The organism is Scytonema sp. UIC 10036, assembly GCF_009725235.1.
In genome coordinates this window covers 1-19715 of sequence record NZ_WJFC01000243.1, presented here as the reverse complement: position 1 = coordinate 19715, position 19715 = coordinate 1, and the positions used below count along the sequence as shown (strand labels likewise).

The window sequence follows — 19715 nt, the reverse complement described above, 5'->3', positions numbered from 1 at the left end:
TAACCACTAACCACTAACCACTAACCACTAACCACTAACCACTAACCACTAACCACTAACCACTAACCACTAACCTAAAAATAAATTTTGGGTTCAAATGTCCGCAGGCGTAAGGCATTAGTAATGACGGAAAATGAACTAAAAGCCATTGCGGCTCCTGCAATAATTGGGTTGAGTAACCAACCGGTGAACGGAAAGAGAATTCCAGTAGCGATGGGAATTCCAGCTAGGTTGTAAATGAAGGCAAAAAGCAGATTTTGGCGAATGTTGCGAATAGTCGCACGGCTTAATTGAATGGCTGTGATGATTCCTTCTAAATCTCCAGAAATAAGGGTGATATCGCTAGCCGCGATCGCAACATCTGTTCCAGTTCCGATAGCAATCCCAACATCTGCTTGTGCTAGGGCGGGTGCATCATTAATACCATCACCTACCATGGCGACAAGCAGTTGGCGATTGGCGGGCGATGGTTTTCCCAATCCCCTGTTCTTACTCACCAATCCCTCACTCTGCAAGGACTGAATGACTTGAGCTTTTTGATCGGGTCTAACTTCTGCAAACACTCGCTTGATACCCAGTTGTAGAGCAATTGCGATCGCAGATGCACGATTGTCTCCAGTCAGCATGATAACTTCTAAGCCCATTTTTTGGAGTCTTCTGACAACTTCTTTTGATGAAGGTTTTAACGCATCAGAGATTCCAACTAAGCCTTGAATCGATCCATCTACCGCAATCCATACTAAGGTTTTACCTGCGGCTTCTAAAATAGTTTTTTGTTTGTGGAATTTATACGTATTAATACCTTGTTCTTCTAGCCAACGTTGTGTTCCAATTTGAACCAAACAACCTGAAACTCCACCTTGAATACCCATCCCTGGAAAGGCTTGGAAGTTTCTGGCTCGCAAAGACTGGAGTTTTCGCGTGTCAATACCTTGAGATTGTGCGTATTTAATTATTGCTTCAGCTAAAGGATGTTCGGAATCCTGTTCTACTGCGGCTACCATTTGAAGAAGCTTGATTTCGTTATGGTCTTGCGTCCCAATAGCTGTGAAAAAGTCGGTGACTGTTGGCTTTCCCTCTGTGAGAGTTCCAGTTTTATCTAGCACAATAGTTTGTATTTTGTGCGTTAGTTCTAAACTTTCAGCCCCTTTGATTAAAATGCCATGTTCTGCACCTATGCCCGTTCCTACCATAACTGATGTAGGAGTTGCTAAACCTAAAGCGCAAGGACAAGCTATAATCAGTACTCCTATTGCTGTTATCAAGGCAAGGGTGAGGTTACCCACAAGACTAAACCAGATGAGAAAAGTGACGCTCGCGATCGCGATAACTGCTGGTACAAACCATCCTGTTACTCGATCTGCCAAGCGCTGAATTGGTGCTTTTGAACCTTGGGCTTCTTGCACTAGCTTCACAATTTGGGACAGTACTGTATCGCGTCCCACTCGCGTTGCTCGGAACATCAAAACACCTGTTTTATTAATTGTAGCACCAATAACTTCATCTAGTGGTTGTTTTTTGACAGGCATACTTTCACCTGTAATCATAGCTTCATCCACAGAAGAAATTCCATCAATCACTTCTCCATCTACCGGAATTTTTTCTCCTGGTCGTACCAAGATAACATCACCAACAGCTACTTCCTGAATTGGAATATTAATTTCTACATTATCGCGGATAATACAAGCAGTTTTGGGTTGCAAACCAATCAATTTACGTATAGATTCGTATGTTTTGCTTTTGGCATGATGTTCCAACAATCGACCTAACAAAATTAAGGTAATAACAACTGTTGCTGCTTCATAATACACATCAGCCATTAAACCATGAGATGTAAATAATTCAGGAAAAATAGTGACAAACAGTGAATAAAAATAAGCTGCACTCGTCCCTAAAACAACTAATGTATCCATTGTTGCCGCTCGACGTTTAAAAGCTTTCCAGGCATTACGATAAAAGGGAGCACCGCACCAGAACTGTACGGGAGTTGCTAATAGTAACTGTACCCAATGATTGCCCAAAACTGGTGGAATAAAGGATAAGTGTAATCCCATCATGTGTGGTAGCGATCCCAAAAAAATTTGGAAGCTGTGGATACTGGCAAATATTAATTTGCGTGAAAGGTTACGCGACTTTGCCAAATAAGCTGCACTTTTTGTATCTTCTTCAACAGGATTTATAACCTCATCTGATTGAGCGTAAGAAGAGTATCCAGCAGCATCAATGGCATCTTGAATTTTTTCTAGATTAGTTCGCCACTTTTCATACCGAATAGTAGCAATTTCTGCACCAAAGTTAACATTGCACTGCAATACACCAGGTACAGAACGAATCACTTCTTCAACACTGTGGGCGCAAGCAGCACAACTCATACCACTTAACTTTAATATGAGAGTTTCCATGTGAGATTAACCCCTTAAATCAGTGAACAGTGAACAGTAATCAGTGACCAGTAATCAGTGACCAGTGACCAGTGACTAGTGGTCATTGGTCACTGGTCACTGATTACTGTTTCTTGAGATTTTTCCGCCCAAACATCCGTAGCATACTAAACCCAGTCACTAGTAACCCTAACAATGCCAAACCACTTAGAGCTGAATAAACTACGTAACCAGTACCAAAAAAAATCTTGCCACTATGGATTTTCCGAATGACTTTAACTGCACTATCAAAATGCATCTCTTCCAAGATAGGTGAAACAGTTCCTGTTAAAGCCATCAACATCAGAGGTAAAGATACCATGATTGATAGTTGTCGATGGTATTTGCGAAATAAAGATGAAACATTTGCCATAAGTGATTTGGCTCCTTTAAGGTTGAAGACTGAAGGGTAAAGTATGAACGATGAAGTATAAAGGATAAGCCTTGTATTCTTTTATCTTTTATCCTTCATGCTTTTTAAATGGCAGGATAACCAATTGTGACTAGTGCTTGCCTGATTGTGACTTCTGATACTTTTGTAGCAATGCTCACAAGCTTTATTCTTGGATCTGTTTGCACTGTAGCGTTTGGATCGATGGCTTGAATTGCTTTAGTAATCTTGTTTGCACAAGCAGAACAAGCCATTTTGGGAATTGTTAATTGGAATGCCATAGTTATGTCTTTTTAGGATTGTGAACAGTCATCAAAACTAATGTCGTTGTATTTCAAGGAAAGCGTGTCTTGGTAGACAAGCATAGCGGCTAGTGCTGTTTCAGTTTCGCGTAAACGCTGTGCAATCAAAAAACTAAAACTGCGCTTGAGAGCGATACCAAGATTAATATTTCCGTCCATAAATCGGTGGAATGCTTCAGAAGTTAATTTCCACACCAAACAAGATGTTGTAGCTACTACAGAAGATGAATGAGGTCTGCTCTCAAGAAAAGACATTTCACCAAAAATCGCAGGAGCAACTGTACGCCGCAAAGTGACTTCTTGAAATTGGCTCAATTCATGTTCTGGTGCAAGTTTGCGAACCTGGCAGATTCCTTCAAAAAGGATGAGAAGAATTGGCTCTGTAGTGCCTTCTTCAATCAATCTTTCTCCCGATTGAACTTTACGTACTTTACCATAAGAGAACAGTTTTTGTCGCTGATTTTCTGGGAGCGAGAAGAAAGGCAGATCGTTGAATTGGCTGAGAAAATCGGTATCAATTGTGTTCATAATTCTAACCAATTGAAGGGTGAAGTATGAAGTATGAAATATAAAATATGAAGGGGGAGGTATAAAGTATGAAGTATGAAGGATAAAATCTCATTTTTCATCCTTTCTCCTTTCTCCTTCATACTTTCTATGAAGAAATTTGTAAAACGACTCGGAAACGAGCTTTATTGTAAAGCATTTGTTTGTAAGCTTCTGCAACATTTTCTAATGAAAAGACTTCAATGAGAGGGCGGATTTCACTTAACATACAAAAGCTTAAGGTTTCTTCTGAATCTTTAGCGTGTCCGCTATGCCATCCTTGAATGGATTTTCTACCTTTAATTAACTGGATTGGAGATATTTCTAATGGTTCTCCTGATGCTCCTACAATTAAGAGCTTGCCATTGACAGCTAATCCATTAACGAGAGAAGACATTGCTTTGCTATTTGGTGCTGTGGCTAAGATAACCTTTGCTCCCCCCATATCAATGAGTGCTTGTGCAGCATCAACTAATTCGGTGTCAATGTAGTCTGTTGCACCCATTTTGAGAGCAAGTGTTTTCTTATCTTGTCCGCGTGATATTGCCACAGTTTTAAAACCCATTTTACGGGAAAACTGAAGGGCTAAATGTCCCAATCCGCCGACTCCTTGTACGGCAACAACATCACCTACTCTTGCTCCAGAATTGCGTAAGGCATTAAAGGTTGTAATTCCAGCACATAATAAAGGTGCTGCTTCAATTGAATTAAAGTCATCTGGAATGCTAGCCAGTGCTGAGCTTGGTACAACTGTATATTCTGCATAGCCGCCGTCAAAATCTATTCCTGTGATTGCAGAATTTTGGCAATTGCTAAAGTCGCCTTGAAGACAAGGTTCGCACTCGAAACAATGCCCACCATGCCAGCCAACACCTACACGTTGCCCTTTCTGCCAAGTGGTAACTCCTTCTCCGACTTTATCAATAAATCCAACAATCTCATGACCTGGTATGCGGGGATATTTTAGTCCGTGCCAAAAACCTTCTTTGACAAAGACATCTCCATGGCAGATACCACAGGCTTCTATTTTGACGCGGACTTGATTGTGTTGGGGTTCGGGAATTTCTCGTTCGACAATTTCAAAATCACCACCAGGTCTGCTGACCTGAACTGCTTTCATTAAACCCATAATTGCCTTCTTTCAATGTAATACCATTTTGGATTTTAGATTTTAGATTTTGGATTGAAAAAGCATTACCGGGACTTAATTTCAACCAAATATCTATTGCATTCTTTTTTCAAATTTACAAGTCATTCATGGCCGAGTGCTTACAATGCTCATCATGAAAAAATCACCTTTCTCTAGCCCCTAACCTCTGACCCCTAATCCCTTTTTTGAATTTGTTAAAGTGGTTCGGTGGTCAAAACTCACTGCACCCGCTCCGTATTGAACGACCATCATCAATCCTCCTAAAATAGCCAAATTCTTCATGAATTGACCAACTTGCATGTGGTCGGAAAAATTTGTGTGGAAAATGAATGTGACGGTGATGAGAAATTTAATGAGTGCGATCGCTCCCCAACGAGCTTTATAACCTAGTAATACTGATAGCCCAGCAACTAGTTCAAGGATAATCGCACTGACTAAGAATAGCCCGGTGAAAGGCATTCCATGAGCAGCCATAAATTGTTGTGTTGCAACGGGATGCAAAATCTTATTGACGCCAGATTCAAGAAAAACGGAGGCGAGTGAAGAGCGTGCAATGAGTGGAATATACTTGAGCATTTTCCGTACTACAATGGATTTGGAAAAAACATTTTGTTGTGTGAAAAAGGCAGAGGGCAGTTATGTATATGCCCTCCTACTTCTGTATAGCTGTTAAACCAAAGACTCTGTTGAAATCATGGTACTGAGGTCGGATGTCAACGGGGGTTCCATGGTTGAGACAGGAGAATTAGCTTGATTACTGCTTATGCCGGCGCTTGCAATATATTGCTCAATTTCTGGAGACGTAGAGAATGCAAGTACTCTTGCAGGTAGTGTTCCTTGATTTGTAAGTGCAAAGGGGTTACCTTCAGGTAGAAAGACAAAAGTGTCTTGCTGTGCTGTAAATGATTCATCGCCCATTTCAAAGGTGGCATTTCCATCCACGACATAAAATCCCAGATCGGTTGGAGCAGAAAGTAGGGATTCGTTTTGAGTTCCCGGTCCAACGGAAACATCAAATAGGGAGATTTTTCCATCTGTATCTGCAGCAGTTGCGACAAAGGTATACTCGTCGTTTCCTAAAGAAACTTTCAGACGTTCTTCGTCGTTTGGCAGTATTGTGGGAAAACTATCGGGTTTGTCCCCGTTTTCTAGAGTGTAGGTGTTGTTTTCACCGAAGGTAAGAACAAGTTCATCTTGCAATAATCCAACGATAGCACCGTTTGTTGGATTGGTGATAGCTAATTCAAGAGTTTCTCCAGGTACTTCAGAACCATCAACAGGAATCTCTACGGTTTTTGTTCTTTCTCCTGCGGCAAAATCAACCGGAATTGCAGTACCGTTACTTAAAGCCAGTGTTGCACTTACAGCGGTATCTGCTTGACCAGGACGCAGTAATGTCACTTCAGGAGTACCGTTTAGTGTCTCATTGAGTCCGGCTGAAGGGAAGATGATTGAATTTTGAGCCTCTACTCCATATTCAGCTAAAACTTCTGTGTAGTTATCTAAAATTTCGCTGGGGGGAATTTCGTTGGGAGGCGGTTCTAAAATTGAGCCAGGTACACCAACTGTTGCAAATGCTTCCTCCAAGCCTGGTGGTAAAGTAAACTCCAAGTGCCGTGATGGTGTGTCGCCCAAGTTGACAAATCCATGAATATCATCTTGGTGTTTGTAGACAAATGTTCCGGGAGTTGCAGTGATAACTTCATCGTTTAATTGATAAGAAATTTCTCCTTCTAGGACATAGGCAAACTCGTTTTCTGAACGGTGGATGTGGGGGAAAGGACCGCCCTGGGGAAGAGTGTAGAAGTCAAAAAGAGAGTATTGCCCGTTAGTATCTTCGCCCGTTGCTACAAAAGTTGCGTGATCCCCAACCAACCAGTATCCCGGTCGATTGCGATCGGGTAGTACGACTGGCTCTTGAGTATTTCCTTCCAATGTGTCTTCTATAAGATTTTCTTCGCCCATGTTGTACTGAGTTGGAAGTTCATTACTGCTCACCAATGTGTCTTGTGTGAGATTTTCTTCGCTCGTGTTGTACTGAGTTTGGAGCGTTGTCGTTCCATCGTGTGCCATGGTCATTCTCCTAAAAAAGTCACAAAGTTGAACTCAATTGAACGGCACAACAACAAGTGCTGCAAGTGTGAACACCTGGTTGTTAGAAAGGCATATTGTATTGTCAGAAAGGTTTAAAATATTACTTTGTCACTTTTAGACCTATGCTACTAATTTAAGAAAGTAGAGTAACCACTCCCAGTTTTTTCAACCATTGTCTGCGAGTTGGATTTGATCTTTAAATGAGATGGAAAAAGACCAAAAGCTAGTAATTGAGCTGGAATATCGCGTAGAATTGGCAACTTCAAGTAATATGGCAGTTTTAACGTGTTGTCTGATTGAAGGGCTTTGGCAGTAATATTTGTCTGGATAAAGGACTGAAAAGCTTGGAGGATTCGTACTGACGACTCGCGACGGCGCTGTATTTGAGCGAGGTGGCTCAGTTTTACCTCACCTTTTTTTAGTGGTTCGGTAAGGATGTTTGCTGCTGTTGCTGCATCCTGAATTGCATAGTTGATGCCAACTCCACCGACAGGTGAGATGACATGGGCTGAATCACCAATGAAAAGAAGCCCAGGACGGAACCACTGCTTCAGACAGCCAATGTCAACTGAGAGAAGTGATGCTTGCTTCCAATCTTTGATGTGATGCACGCGATCGCTAAACTCTGGTACAATTTCAACAATGGACGCTTGCAATGCTTCTATGCCAGCCGCCAGCAGTTGATTGTAGTAACCTTTGCGAATGAGGTAAGCAAATTGCCAATTATCGTCATGGGTGTTGTACATAACTATGACGCGCTTGGCTCCAAAGCGTGCAATCAGACCTTGTGGCTCCTGAGAGTGTCGTGGAAGACGCAACCATAGCAAATCCATTGGGGCAGTTGTCTTATCTTGTTGCATACCAGCCAATTGACGGATGCGAGAAAAGCGCCCATCTGCACCAACGACCAGCTTGGCTCTCACCTCATGCCAGCCTCCGTTACCTCGGTATCTAACACCACTGATAATTCCATCTTCCTCAATCAGTTGCTGTACGTTCGCACCCATGATGATTTGAAAATTTGGGTAGCGTTTTGCTTCAGTAGTGAGGAATTCAAGAAACTTTGCTTGAGGAATAATAGTAGCATAAGGGTGTCGAGATTTCAACCGGCTGAAGTCCGCAAATGTGACACTTTGTTCGGGTGTCATGAATTCTATTTTGTCCGTCTTTGTGTGAGGAACTTCCTGGAGCAACCGTTCAGTGACACCCAGTTCATCCATAATTTCCATCGCTTTTGCGTGGATAATATCACCTCGAAAGTCTCGGTCAAAACTTTTATGTGCTTCTAGCAATGTTACGGCAACACCTTGACGCGCTAACGCAAGTGCGAGTACAGCCCCTGTTGGTCCACCACCAACAATACAACAACTCGTTTGTTGTATGTCAACAATAATACGTTCTGTCATTAGCATATCTACTGAAGAGGATTTCGGAGTTGATGTCACAGACATAGAATTTAGGAAATTGTTAATGGTTAGTGGTTAATGGTTAGTGGTTAATAGTTAATGGTTAGTAGTGAGTAAAAAACCTACTAACGACTAACAACTAACAACTAACGACTAACAACTAACAACCAACCACTAACGTTTACTGTGCAAGAATTTCACCCACTATTCCAGCTGCTATTACGCAGTCATCTCGGGTAATATCAAGATGGGTTACGGCTCTAACGGCTCGCTTCCCTGAAGAACTTAGAAATACGCCGCGATCGCGTGCTGCAGCAACCAAAGTTGGAGCGTCAAGAACATCGGGTGCTAATTGAAACCAAATTATGTTTGTTTCCACTGTTGCGGGATCGAGAACAATACCGGGCATTTCTGCTAACATCTGAGCCAATAGCTGCGCGTTGGCGTGATCGTCTGCCAATCGTTCTACATGATGTTGTAGAGCATACATACCAGCCGCCGCCAGAATTCCTACCTGCCTCATAGCACCGCCAAACATTTTCCGCAAGCGATGGGCGCGATGAATGTGCTCTTTGGAACCGCAAACAACACTTCCCGCAGGTGCTCCCAAACCTTTAGACAAGCAAAACGTGACGGTATCAAATGGTTCCGACCAAGTTTTTACAGTCACTCCACTCTTCACCTCAGCGTTAAAAATACGAGCGCCATCCAAGTGCAGTGACATCCCATATTCGCGAGCAACAGATGCAGGCGATCGCAACTCATCGATATCCCAAACCCAACCCCCACCACGGTTATGAGTGTTTTCAAAAGCAACAACAGTTGTTGGGCTTTGGTGATGGTTATCTGGTTTATAAGCAAAACTAACATCATGAGCGGTAAATCGACCATTGTTACCAACAGTTTGAAATTGCAAACCGTTGAGAGCAGCACCTGCACCTCCTTCATAAAGGTAACAATGGCTACCAGTACCAACAATCACCTCATCACCCGGTTTAGTAAGCGCACCGAGTGCGATTTGGTTTGCCATCGTACCTGTAGGAACAAACAATGCAGTTTCTTTACCCGTAAGATGGGCTGCATACTCCTCTAGCTGACGGACAGAAGGATCTTCACCGTACACATCATCACCAACTTTAGCAGAAGCCATAGCTTGACGCATGGCAGGAGTTGGCTGCGTTACTGTATCACTACGAAAGTCAATCATAATTGCTAATTGCTAAGGGCTAATTGCTAATGGCTAATTGCTGATGGCTATTAGCTATTAGCTATTAGCCATTAGCCAACTTTAAATTCCCAATTCGTAAATAACGAAGCTTTGGTATTCCGGTGCATAAGAAGGACCAAAAACTTTCTTGGAAATTTGTCGGAAATTACCGAGCCTAAACTCTTGCTCCACAATCAGTGGAGACATTTTATGTTCAATACCTAACCCTGTAATTAGGTCATCGTGAGTTGCTCGCAGTTCATCGATGGCAACACCAACACAGTTGCGATCCATAGCGAAGTCAACAACATATTTGTACCACGTCCACAGTGCCTGCTGGCGACGACGTTCGAGATCCAATGCTGCTTCTGGAATGTGACCCGTTTGCTGATAATTCTCTACCTCTTCTGCAGTGGTTAAGACATACCCGTTAGCAATGTAGAGCAATTCAGCGTTAGCTATACGTTTTTCGTGATGGTTTTCGCAATATTCGGGGCAAAATTCATCACCTACGATAATAATACCATCTTGATGTAATATCTGCTTGGCATGAGACAAGTAGTTTTTTGGAAGATGGTGATGTGCTCCCCAGGAAAGAACTATATCTACAGTTTCATTCCACTCCTCAAAAGAACCAGAGAACACTCTAGCATTAGCATCAGTTGCTAAACGACGTTCCAATTTAGCGGCAATTTGTGGTTCATCCTCATTTGCAATGAGTTCTATTTCAGGTAGACGTTTTGCTAACTTTGAAGCAAAATATCCAGTTCCACAACCAACATCAAATACGCGAATTGGTCGTCCCATTTTTTGAGAATATTGCTTTATCAGCCTAATGATGTAAGCATCACCTTCGGGAATTTGAGGATGCCCTTTACGCATTTGCGCGGCAACATCAATTTCTTCAGATTTTACCTCATCTGGGAGGTTTTCAGATACAAAAACCGACATGAGAAGACTCCTTGGATTTTGGATTTTGGATTTGGGATTTGGGATTTGGGATTTGGGATTTGGGATTTGGGATTTTGGATTGGGCATTGGGCATTGGGTATGGGGCATTGGGCATGGGGCAAGAGAAATTATTCTTTCCCCCTGCTCCCTCATGCCCTCACTCCTTCACGCCAACCGATACTGCCTCACTCCTGCTTAATTTGTTACTTGAAGTTCGCGTGTTGGGGTGACTTGTGCTAAACCTAAATTTGGCTTAGTAACGACATATACACCGTCAATAGCCCCCGCTGCTGAGAGTGAGAAGAACCCTTCTACTGCACCGAAGAAGTTATTTGTGGCTTGGATTGTAGAATCGGTAGCCTTGTCTTTGGATGCTAAAGCTTCTTTGTCCTGACGAAGGTCGTGGTTTTCTTTGATCCGCTTTGACATCTCGTTGACGGCAAATTCGCTGACACCTTCTTGTGCATCTACTAAGTCTTCGACTCCAGAGACTAGGTTCAAGAAAGCAAGGTTCAAATCAGCACCACTAAAGTCATGGCGGCTTAATTTTTGGGCTTCCCAGAAATAGGAATCTTTACCACGGTTCTGGTCGTAGAAAGCTGAGACAAACACGAGAAAACGCAGATATGCTTGTCGATAGCTCTTGTCGTAGAAGGTGGCGGCTTGTGTTTCGTCAATCTCACCGCGCTTGATGCTTGCGATACTTGCAGCTGCTAAGAGTGCGCTGTAAGTGGCAAGATGAACTCCACTTGATAATAACGGATCTAGGAAGCAAGCAGCATCTCCTGACATAAAGTAGCCGGGGCCGGAGAAGTAGTCAGAGGTGTAAGAATAGTCTTGCTCGACTTTGACTTCTGATACTAACTGACCTGGTGCAACCATATCAGAGATGAGAGCGCATTCTTTAATGGCTTCTGAATAAATATCCTCCAACTTCTTATTGCGTCTTTCTTTGTAAATATCTTTGTGCATGACCACGCCGATACTCATAATCTCTTCATCCAATGGAATTCCCCACAGCCAACCTTCTGGAATAGAACCGACTGCGATCGCGCCTTCTTGACCTTGAGGTAATCTTTTAACGTTCTTCCAATAGCCCCAGATGGCTATATTTTGGAATACATTGTGGTTCCGGCGATTTTTGAGATAGCGTGTTGACAAAACACCAGCACGACCTGAAGCATCAATGACGTATTCAAAAGATATCTCTCCTGTCGCACCATTAGATTGAGACCATGTAGCGCTTTTTGGACGATCCTCATCAAAAGATACTTGACGAATTTCGGTTCCTTCAAAAACTTTCACACCTTGGCTCTTGGAATGCTCTAAAAGCAAGTGGTCAAAGTCAGCACGACGAACTTGAAAGCTGTAAGTGTGGTCGCCACTGAGTTCTCCAAAGTTGAGGCTCCACTTCTCTTTGCCCCACTCTAAATAGGCTCCGGGCTTGCGTTGAAATCCTTTTGCTTCAACTTTTTCCCGCACACCAAGCAAGTCAAAAATTTCTAATGCTGATGGTAAAAGCGATTCACCAATATGATATCGCGGAAAAATATCTCGTTCCAACAATGTCACGTCAAAACCCTCACGCGCTAACAAAGTCGCTGCAGTAGACCCAGCTGGCCCGCCACCGATGACTAAAATTTGAGTAGAATTTGGTATATTGGACATAGCAGGATTCTTCTCCTTTATGGTTGTAGAGTTCTGAAAACAACAAATTCAGTTAACTTCTCCATTAAGTAAGGCATGACTTGCTTTTCTCCAAGGCTGTTAAGACCTTCCTGAATGGAGAAGTTTTTCTTGCTTTACCCTTCACGCTTTAGCCTTCATCCTTTCAACAGCATGAGTCACATTGGGCAAATCTCGCATTAATTCCTCAAATCCTTCCCATGTTAGAGATTGAGGACCATCAGAAAGGGCTTTGCTTGGGTTGGGATGAACTTCTATCATCAACGAATCAACACCAGCTGCTACAGATGCCTTTGCCATTGTTGGCACAAACTCCGATTTACCAGTGGCATGGCTGGGATCGACCATGATGGGCAGGTGCGTGAGCGATCGCAAAACGGGAATTGCAGATATATCAAAAATATTGCGAGTGTATTGGCGATCGAAACTGCGGATACCGCGTTCGCACAGAATGACATTGGGATTACCAGCAGCCAAAATGTACTCGGCTGACATCAACCATTCTTCAATCGTAGCTGACAATCCGCGCTTCAAAAGAATCGGCTTACCAGTTGCACCGACTTTCTTCAGAAGTGAGAAATTTTGCATATTGCGAGCACCTACTTGCAACACATCTGCAACAAATGCAACTTTCTCTATATCACTCGTATCCATCACTTCTGTGATAATTCCCAATCCTGTAGCTTCTCGTGCTTTATCTAAGAGCGATAAGGCACTTTCTCCATGACCTTGGAAAGCATAAGGGGAGGTGCGGGGTTTGTATGCCCCTCCTCGAAGAAATTGAGCTCCGGCGGCTTTTACTCTCCGGGCTGTTTCTACAATCATCTCCTCGTTTTCCACAGAACAAGGTCCCGCTACAACCACCAAAGGATGATTTTGACCAAAGGTTACAGAGCCATTTGGCGTGGGTACAACCACATCAGTCGGTTGGTGAGAGTGAAATTCTAGAGAAGCTCGTTTAAAAGGCTTTTTCACCCGGACAACCTGCTCAATGCAGTGGCTCAAATTTTGAATTTGTCTCGGGTCAATCTCCGCTGTTTCACCTATTAAACCAATCACCACTTTGTGCTGACCTATTGATTTTTCTGGAGTGATATTCCAACTGCGGATTTCTTTAATGATTCGTTCAATTTCTTCTGATGGGCTACCAGATTTCATGACGACAATCATAGATGATAATCCTCCTTTAATAACAGCAGTTTATGGTGTTCCGTGATTCAGTTACTACCAGTCGGTTTTGTCTCCTCACCCTTTTTCTTTGTCTCCTAAAGCTTACTGTAGTTAAAAAGCGCTTGCCAACAGTCTATCTTTTGAAAAGTAACAATTCTTTCGCTAATGTTTAATTTGAAACATAATTAATCAAAATTGCGCTCGTTCCGGAAAGCATATATATGTTTGGTATTGTGCATTAAGGATTCTATTTATAGGACTCCTAAATCATTTATAAACAATTTTATTTATGTAGGATAGGCACTGCCCACCACACAAAGTTTTTGTGCGGCATGGCCCTACCTACGGGTTGACAAATTAAATAGGATTCCTATATGTAATTAAGGTGCTTTAAATTGGCTACATCTGGAAAAAAATGGGTATGATAAAATATTTTTATAAGAAAATTATTTAAAGATTAAAATAATATTTTTATTTTTAGCTTTAGGTTGAAAATTCTTCCGGTTTTTTAAGATTTAATTTTTTTCACTTATTTTATGTTATTGACTAACAAAAACGCACAAATAATCATGACTGGTTCGTAGTTGCGCTTAGCGCTAAAGCACAACTACGAACGGAATTTAGAAATTTGACCTTTTGTTACAGAGTTGTATTTTTTCTTGCCTATAGCCTTTCTCAGTCTAATGAGGTACACCCCCCTTTCATCCCCCCTTACTAAGGGGGGACAGAGGGGGGTATTTTGTACCTCACCAAGTTGAAATTTGCCTATCTACTTAACCGTTTTTTCGCTCTTGCGTGTATTGGGTTTTGTACTGAGCAAGCTGTGTCCTCCTCCAGGCTTGGGGAGTTGTTCCATGATACTGGCGAAACTGGCGAAAGAAATGAACTGTGTGATAATACCCAATTCGGGTAGCGATTTCGTCTACTCTTTCATTAGTTTCCAGCAGTAAGGAACGTGCTGCAGCCATTCGCCGCTCGATAATCCAGCCTTGTACAGTTTGTCCTGTTTGCCGTCTCACAAGATTAGTGAGATAAGCCGGAGAATAGCCTACAGCTCCTGCTACATCACTCAAAGTTATCTGTTGGTTGTAGTTTGCTTCAATGAAGCGGAAGACTTCTTTCAATTCTGGATCGTTGGGCAGAATTGACTGGGGATCGTCCGATTTCATAGTGCTATTGGCTGAGAAGTTTTGTTTTGCAGAGGGGACTTCTATGCCCTTAGAATTAGAGTATAGAAAAGTACCAGTAGATGTTTTGCCCGTTGGAGTCACTGCGTTCGTCAAAGACGTGCCGCAACTATCCCCAGAAGGATTTTCTGTTACTGATGTGGCTACTGTTCCATACAACTTTTGAAGAATGGCTTGTCTCTGCAAGCGAGCTGCGATCGCTTTGAGTAATTCATCTAATGTACAAGGTTTTGTGATGTAATCATCTGCTCCCAATTCCATGCCTTTGCGGATATCAGTGCGACTGACTTTAGCGGTGACAAAGATAAAAGGAATAATTGCTGTGGCTGGGTTTTGGCGCAATGCCATTAAAACTCTAAAACCATCGAGTTTCGGCACTAAAACTTCGCTGATGATTAGATCGGGTAACTCTTGTTGTGCTCTTTGAACTGCGATCGCACCGTTTTCTGCACTAATCGCATGGAAACCTTCAGCTTTTAGGCATGAAAGAAAAAGTTTTCGGGTTTCTGCTTTATTTTCAATCACTAAAATCTTTTTCACCGTTTCCTTTGCCATCCAAATACGGGTTTATGGACAATTCACAGGTGTACAGTGACAAACCACTTGGTAAAGTGACAAGTTACTTTATGATGTAGTGCTTTCCCGATATGAAAAATAAAGTCTAAAGGATGAAGAATTGAGCGGAAAAAAGTGCTATTTCCAGCACAAGTACCCGAACTTACTCTGGTAGCACGCAGAATATACAATCTAAGTTTTAAACCCATGGCAGTCGTTGCAATAGGGAGACAGTTGCAACAACTTTCCCGACTACAGCGATCGGTTACCATGGAAACTTTTATGACCTCCAGCCAAGGAGCTAAGCGCGTAGGATATCCAATGGATATGGGGCGAAGTTGGGATCGAGGAAAACCTTTGAACCAACTTCTCCGTGCAATGTGCTGCCTCCCGAATTCATTCATAGGGTTAACTTCATACTTCATACTTCAGACTTTATTTTTAAGGTCACTGAGGTTATGGTTGTGCAAAATATCAGGGCAATCGAAAAAAGATTGCCAAAATTTTGGTTGTCATTTCACCGCAAATCTGTGCTCTAACCAGGTATGCACTTGCAGAACTTTCAAGGAAGGGGCAGACTCGTTGCGCGTCCGGTGTTCTCTTGGGTGCGCGGTGTGAACCCTCTTCCAATTAACCCTCCCAAATATAGTCCAAGCAGGACTGAGACAGGTTAGGTTTTGTGAACCTAGAACAGCCAATATGATAATTTGCAAGGAGTTTGCAGCCTAACAAGTAAATCCCTGACTGGTAGAACACTATCAATCCGTACAGATACCTTTATAATCTATTTGTATCTGTAGAGGACGGACTTATCCGTTACATCCATCAAACCGATCGCTACTTTCCCTGGTTCAATAATTTTTCTGTTGCGGTAAGATTTGCCACACCAGAAGATTTGACGGAGCTGCTTAATTCCCTTCGAGAGGATACCAGATTTCGCAATAACACACAAGTAAGACGCTCCAGAATGTAGTGCTGTTAATAGTGGTGGTTTCGATTGATACTAACTTCATATCATATCATTCGTTACACCCATACAAAGTGACTTAAAAGCAAAAGTCAGGAGTTGCAGACTTTATACTCCAAATATTTAGCCAGTTCTAGTTTTTCAGTGTGACACACCAAGAGCTATATCCATACATAAATTTAACAAAGACTTTATACTAAGTTAGGTAAATGTAACGTAGGACGAGGGCTGAGGGAATTTATTTACATTTCTTTATAATCATAACCTTCTAGCCCTGAAAAACTACTGTATTTTTTTGCAGTTCCCATTGTTGACAGTTAAGCTTTTACTTAACTATCATGAAAATAGTTAAGTAAAAGCTTAACTGTATTGAGAGCCTACAATTTACTTCCGAACCACCATTCAATTATCTAAACAGGTAGGTAGGGCTATGCTGCACATTCGCTATTGGTAGGCTTTAGCCCTACCTACCTACAAAATTGGGTAATTTTAGAGCCGAAAGGGAGTAAACGCGCCATTTGAAGTGTCTCTACATCAATGAGAAAAGCTTTGGAGCAAAAAATATGAGTTCCACTAATTTCAACATTCCAATTGTGATTCAGCCATCAGATAAAGGGGAGAGAGCTTTTGATATTTATTCTCGTTTGCTAGCAGAGCGCATTGTTTTTTTAAAAAGCGAGGTTACTGATGAGATAGCTAATTTAATCGTTGCTCAATTGTTATTTCTTGATGCTGAAGATCCAGAGCGGGATGTGTTCTTGTACATCAATAGCCCTGGTGGCTCGGTTACAGCAGGAATGGCAATTTACGATACGATGAATCAAATTCGCGCTGAAGTATGTACTGTCTGCGTCGGTTTTGCCGCTTCAATGGGTGCATTTTTACTTTCTTCAGGAGCAAAAAGTAAAAGATATGCTTTACCCAATGCTCGGATTATGGTTCATCAACCTTCAGGTGGTGTTCGAGGCGTAGCAAGTGATATTGAGGTAGCAGCTAAAGAAATTTTGTACACCAAACAAACTATCAACAAGATATTGGCTGCAAATACCAACCAACCTCTAGAGAAGATTGAACAAGATCTCGAACGAGACTTTTTTATGAGTGCTGAGGAAGCAAAAGTGTACGGATTGGTGGATAGCGTTATTTTGAAGACACCCACACCTGTTCTACATTCAACTCACTCTTTAACTGAAAAGTATCAATTGAATGGACACGAGACATAGGAGTAAAAAACAACGTAAAAACTTGCTATGGCATTTTTCTACAAGGGTTGAACTCATTTTTGAAAATTTCCACTGAGGAGCATCCCACGGGTAGCGGTTACGATCCGTAATGCTTGGAAGAAACACTCTTTCCTCTACTCCCTACTCCCTACTCCCTACTCCCTACTCCCTACTCCCTACTCCTCACTCCCCTGTTTCTTGAGAGGTTTTGATGAAAATTCTAGTGATTGGCGGTACAAATTTTATTGGTCCCCATGTTGTTCGCCATCTGTGTCATTTGGGTTATGAAGTCACTGTATTTCATCGGGGACAAACGATTGCTGAATTACCGACAAATGTACATCAGATTTTTGGCGATCGCCGTCACCTAAAAGAATTCAAAAGTCAGTTTGAGGAAATAGCACCTCAAATTGTCGTGGATATGATTTTATTCACAGAACAAGATGCTGTGGAACTCATGAACACATTTAAAGGAATTGCCAAGCGTGTTGTTGCCATTAGCAGCATAGATGTGTACCGTGCCTACAGTGTTCTTTTAGGGCAGGAGTCTGAAGTCATTTCAGTACCACTGACAGAAAACTCTCCATTACGCCAACAGCTTTATCCTTTTCGGGACATGCCTGACAGACCCCTCAAGACGCCAATAGATTACGAAAAGATTTTAGTGGAACAAGTCGTCATGTCAGAACCAACTTTACCTGGAACAATCATAAGGCTGCCAATGGTCTACGGTCCGAACGATCCCCTCCACCGTTTCTATCCCTATCTTCAAAGAATAGATGATAAGCGTCCTGTGATTGTATTAGAAGAAAGCCTTGCTCGATGGTGCGGTTCATATGGATATGTGGAAAACGTAGCATACGCAATAGCTTTAGCAATATGTCACGAGCAAGCTGCAGGTCGTATTTATCACGTTGCCGATCGAGAAGCCTTGAGTGAAGCTGAACGCATTTATAAAATTGGTCAATTGACAGGATGGCAAGGTCAGGTTTTCGTTTTACCCAAAGAAAAGCTTCCAACCGAATGGAAATTGACAGTTAACACCAAACAACACTGGTTGATAGATTCAACTCGTATTCGTGAGGAATTAGGATACAAGGAAGTTGTATCTCCAGATGAAGCATTGTTGCAAACCATTCGTTGGGAGCAAGCCAATCCTCCAAAAGACTCTCATCAGTCAGCGTTTCCTTGGTTGCTCGATTATGTAACCGAAGATGCTATACAGTCACTGGTAAGCAGTAACAAGTAAGCATTTTCTTTGCACCCAAAACACGACAAAATCCTCCACCTCGTTCCCAGCCTCCTGGCTGGGAATGCAGACTGCGAGGCTCAGCCTCGCCATGCAGGAGGCGGAGCCTCGAGTAAGGCATTCCCAGCCTCAGGCTGGGAACGAGAGAGTAGTTTAGGAATAAAACAATTAAAAATAGTATTTTGAAATACTCTTCATCAAAACTTGAAAAATTTTAAACAATAACATTAAATTCAAATCATATCGATTGATACCGTTCGTCAAAAATAGCTTTTAGAGAGAGAAAAGATTAAATATCTCCGGAGGAATAAATAAGCTATCGAATAAAAAAATGGAAGAGAAACACTTTTGAATTCACAGGAAAAAAAGTGTTTCATTTTTAACTAAATAAGTAAAAAAATATGCATACGATTATTCATTGGCTTAGCGCATCCGCTATTCAGGCGTTTGCGTTTGTATCTTTTGTTGCTATTGCACAAGAAATTCCCATTCCACCGCAACAAAAAACAACACAAAAACTTTGTTCTTTTAATACTGTAGAAAATTTATTGCCCCCCATATCAAGCCAACAAAGTAGTTCGCTATTTGCGTATCTTGGACAACAAGGTTTTGTACAAGACTCAGAGGGTTCTTGGGTTTGTTATATTAGCGATTCAAAAAAAGAATGGCGTTACTATACTCTGTTTAAAGTACAACAAATAGGTGAAAAACTTATCGCAACTTCTTTTTTAGAGAATGGTAACTGGATAGAGGGACAAGAAACCCGAAGCTTGGACTTATTTATGATGTTAATTGATAAACATATACGTGTAACTGAGGGAAATCGTCAAAGTATACGCAACTATCTAGGAACTTTTATTTCTTTAGTTAAACAAGGTAAGGTTCCACCTTTACCTCGTGGTTATCTTTTTGACCAACCACATCGCGGATTTGTGTCTTATCATTCCCTAACTAGTGGCAAGTTCCAAGGTACGGCAATTACGATAAATATTAATATTTTGAAATAGCTAATGGCTAATAGCTAATTGCTAATGGCTAATTGCTAATTGCCAGTTTTATCTTATACCGTTTTCAGATGAAGATGCATAGAAAGAACCTCACCGCCTCTGCCTTTGTCTTTCCTTACCCCCCTTTATCCCCCCTTATAAAGGGGGGAAACAGGAAATTTAAGTCCCTCCCCTTTATAAGGGGAGGTTAGGAGGGGTAAAAAT

Annotated in this window: 17 protein-coding genes; 4 read left to right on the top strand and 13 right to left on the bottom strand. The window is 41.9% G+C overall.

Features of this window, described 5'->3' with window-relative positions; all coding sequences use genetic code 11:
• Positions 1–74: 74 nt before the first annotated feature.
• The 10 genes from F7734_RS53810 to F7734_RS53765 form a co-directional block, all read right to left on the bottom strand.
• Entirely contained in the window at positions 75–2402 is a 2328-nt protein-coding gene (locus tag F7734_RS53810; protein WP_155752434.1) for a heavy metal translocating P-type ATPase, read from the bottom strand.
• Between the two features lie 103 nt (positions 2403–2505).
• Positions 2506–2793 (bottom strand): peptidase, encoded by a 288-nt coding sequence (locus F7734_RS53805; protein ID WP_155752433.1) that lies wholly within the window; start codon positions 2791–2793, stop codon positions 2506–2508.
• A gap of 104 nt (positions 2794–2897) precedes the next feature.
• A complete protein-coding gene (locus tag F7734_RS53800) occupies positions 2898–3092 on the bottom strand; it encodes a heavy-metal-associated domain-containing protein (RefSeq protein WP_155752432.1) in 195 nt (64 codons plus the stop codon).
• Between the two features lie 12 nt (positions 3093–3104).
• Complete coding sequence (locus tag F7734_RS53795) at positions 3105–3641, bottom strand: cyclic nucleotide-binding domain-containing protein (RefSeq protein WP_155752431.1); 537 nt, start codon at positions 3639–3641, stop codon at positions 3105–3107.
• Between the two features lie 127 nt (positions 3642–3768).
• Entirely contained in the window at positions 3769–4788 is a 1020-nt protein-coding gene (locus F7734_RS53790) for an alcohol dehydrogenase (RefSeq protein ID WP_155752430.1), read from the bottom strand.
• 180 nt (positions 4789–4968) lie between these two features.
• On the bottom strand, positions 4969–5385 hold the full coding sequence (locus tag F7734_RS53785; protein WP_243147564.1) for a DoxX family protein: 417 nt from the start codon (positions 5383–5385) through the stop codon (positions 4969–4971).
• 93 nt (positions 5386–5478) lie between these two features.
• Positions 5479–6882: a cupin domain-containing protein gene (locus F7734_RS53780; RefSeq protein ID WP_166482735.1), complete on the bottom strand. Its 1404-nt coding sequence runs from the start codon at positions 6880–6882 to the stop codon at positions 5479–5481.
• A gap of 149 nt (positions 6883–7031) precedes the next feature.
• Positions 7032–8354, bottom strand: coding sequence for an FAD-dependent oxidoreductase (locus F7734_RS53775; RefSeq protein WP_155752427.1), 1323 nt, complete (start codon positions 8352–8354; stop codon positions 7032–7034).
• 136 nt (positions 8355–8490) lie between these two features.
• Positions 8491–9516, bottom strand: coding sequence for a low-specificity L-threonine aldolase (ltaE, locus tag F7734_RS53770; protein WP_155752426.1), 1026 nt, complete (start codon positions 9514–9516; stop codon positions 8491–8493).
• Positions 9517–9597: 81 nt separating this feature from the next.
• Positions 9598–10467, bottom strand: a complete 870-nt coding sequence (locus tag F7734_RS53765) for a class I SAM-dependent methyltransferase (RefSeq protein WP_166482734.1) — start codon at positions 10465–10467, stop codon at positions 9598–9600.
• Between F7734_RS53765 and F7734_RS61440 the strand changes: the two genes are divergently transcribed.
• Positions 10466–10666 (top strand): hypothetical protein, encoded by a 201-nt coding sequence (locus tag F7734_RS61440; protein ID WP_166482733.1) that lies wholly within the window; start codon positions 10466–10468, stop codon positions 10664–10666. The two genes, F7734_RS53765 and F7734_RS61440, sit on opposite strands and share 2 nt — an antisense overlap.
• Here the strand turns inward: F7734_RS61440 and F7734_RS53760 are convergent.
• The 3 genes from F7734_RS53760 to F7734_RS53750 form a co-directional block, all read right to left on the bottom strand.
• The gene (locus F7734_RS53760) at positions 10663–12135 is read right to left on the bottom strand and encodes an NAD(P)/FAD-dependent oxidoreductase (protein ID WP_155752424.1); all 1473 of its coding nucleotides are present in this window, start codon (positions 12133–12135) and stop codon (positions 10663–10665) included. The genes F7734_RS61440 and F7734_RS53760 overlap by 4 nt on opposite strands.
• A gap of 141 nt (positions 12136–12276) precedes the next feature.
• Positions 12277–13323 carry a 3-deoxy-7-phosphoheptulonate synthase gene (gene aroF / locus F7734_RS53755; protein ID WP_155752423.1) on the bottom strand — a complete coding sequence of 349 codons (1047 nt, stop codon included), beginning with the start codon at positions 13321–13323 and terminating at the stop codon, positions 12277–12279.
• 773 nt (positions 13324–14096) lie between these two features.
• Complete coding sequence (locus F7734_RS53750) at positions 14097–15065, bottom strand: DNA-binding response regulator (RefSeq protein ID WP_155752422.1); 969 nt, start codon at positions 15063–15065, stop codon at positions 14097–14099.
• Between the two features lie 1530 nt (positions 15066–16595).
• On the opposite strand from F7734_RS53750, the gene clpP reads away from it, so the two are divergent.
• The 3 genes from clpP (at position 16596) to F7734_RS53730 (ending at position 19511) form a co-directional block, all read left to right on the top strand.
• Positions 16596–17255, top strand: coding sequence for an ATP-dependent Clp endopeptidase proteolytic subunit ClpP (gene clpP / locus F7734_RS53740; RefSeq protein WP_155752420.1), 660 nt, complete (start codon positions 16596–16598; stop codon positions 17253–17255).
• Between the two features lie 211 nt (positions 17256–17466).
• Positions 17467–18504: an NAD-dependent epimerase/dehydratase family protein gene (locus F7734_RS53735; RefSeq protein WP_155752419.1), complete on the top strand. Its 1038-nt coding sequence runs from the start codon at positions 17467–17469 to the stop codon at positions 18502–18504.
• A gap of 401 nt (positions 18505–18905) precedes the next feature.
• Positions 18906–19511: a hypothetical protein gene (locus tag F7734_RS53730; protein ID WP_155752418.1), complete on the top strand. Its 606-nt coding sequence runs from the start codon at positions 18906–18908 to the stop codon at positions 19509–19511.
• Positions 19512–19715 lie beyond the last annotated feature (204 nt).

Excerpts from the sequence above, each read along its gene's own strand:
- F7734_RS53810 (WP_155752434.1), bottom strand. The coding sequence starts at position 2,402 with ATGGAAACTCTCATATTAAAGTTAAGTGGTATGAGTTGTGCTGCTTGC.
- F7734_RS53805 (WP_155752433.1), bottom strand. The coding sequence starts at position 2,793 with ATGGCAAATGTTTCATCTTTATTTCGCAAATACCATCGACAACTATCA.
- F7734_RS53800 (WP_155752432.1), bottom strand. The coding sequence starts at position 3,092 with ATGGCATTCCAATTAACAATTCCCAAAATGGCTTGTTCTGCTTGTGCA.
- F7734_RS53795 (WP_155752431.1), bottom strand. The coding sequence starts at position 3,641 with ATGAACACAATTGATACCGATTTTCTCAGCCAATTCAACGATCTGCCT.
- F7734_RS53790 (WP_155752430.1), bottom strand. The coding sequence starts at position 4,788 with ATGGGTTTAATGAAAGCAGTTCAGGTCAGCAGACCTGGTGGTGATTTT.
- F7734_RS53785 (WP_243147564.1), bottom strand. The coding sequence starts at position 5,385 with ATGCTCAAGTATATTCCACTCATTGCACGCTCTTCACTCGCCTCCGTT.
- F7734_RS53780 (WP_166482735.1), bottom strand. The coding sequence starts at position 6,882 with ATGGCACACGATGGAACGACAACGCTCCAAACTCAGTACAACACGAGC.
- F7734_RS53775 (WP_155752427.1), bottom strand. The coding sequence starts at position 8,354 with ATGTCTGTGACATCAACTCCGAAATCCTCTTCAGTAGATATGCTAATG.
- ltaE (WP_155752426.1), bottom strand. The coding sequence starts at position 9,516 with ATGATTGACTTTCGTAGTGATACAGTAACGCAGCCAACTCCTGCCATG.
- F7734_RS61440 (WP_166482733.1), top strand. The coding sequence starts at position 10,466 with ATGAGAAGACTCCTTGGATTTTGGATTTTGGATTTGGGATTTGGGATT.
- F7734_RS53765 (WP_166482734.1), bottom strand. The coding sequence starts at position 10,467 with ATGTCGGTTTTTGTATCTGAAAACCTCCCAGATGAGGTAAAATCTGAA.
- F7734_RS53760 (WP_155752424.1), bottom strand. The coding sequence starts at position 12,135 with ATGTCCAATATACCAAATTCTACTCAAATTTTAGTCATCGGTGGCGGG.
- aroF (WP_155752423.1), bottom strand. The coding sequence starts at position 13,323 with ATGATTGTCGTCATGAAATCTGGTAGCCCATCAGAAGAAATTGAACGA.
- F7734_RS53750 (WP_155752422.1), bottom strand. The coding sequence starts at position 15,065 with ATGGCAAAGGAAACGGTGAAAAAGATTTTAGTGATTGAAAATAAAGCA.
- clpP (WP_155752420.1), top strand. The coding sequence starts at position 16,596 with ATGAGTTCCACTAATTTCAACATTCCAATTGTGATTCAGCCATCAGAT.
- F7734_RS53735 (WP_155752419.1), top strand. The coding sequence starts at position 17,467 with ATGAAAATTCTAGTGATTGGCGGTACAAATTTTATTGGTCCCCATGTT.
- F7734_RS53730 (WP_155752418.1), top strand. The coding sequence starts at position 18,906 with ATGCATACGATTATTCATTGGCTTAGCGCATCCGCTATTCAGGCGTTT.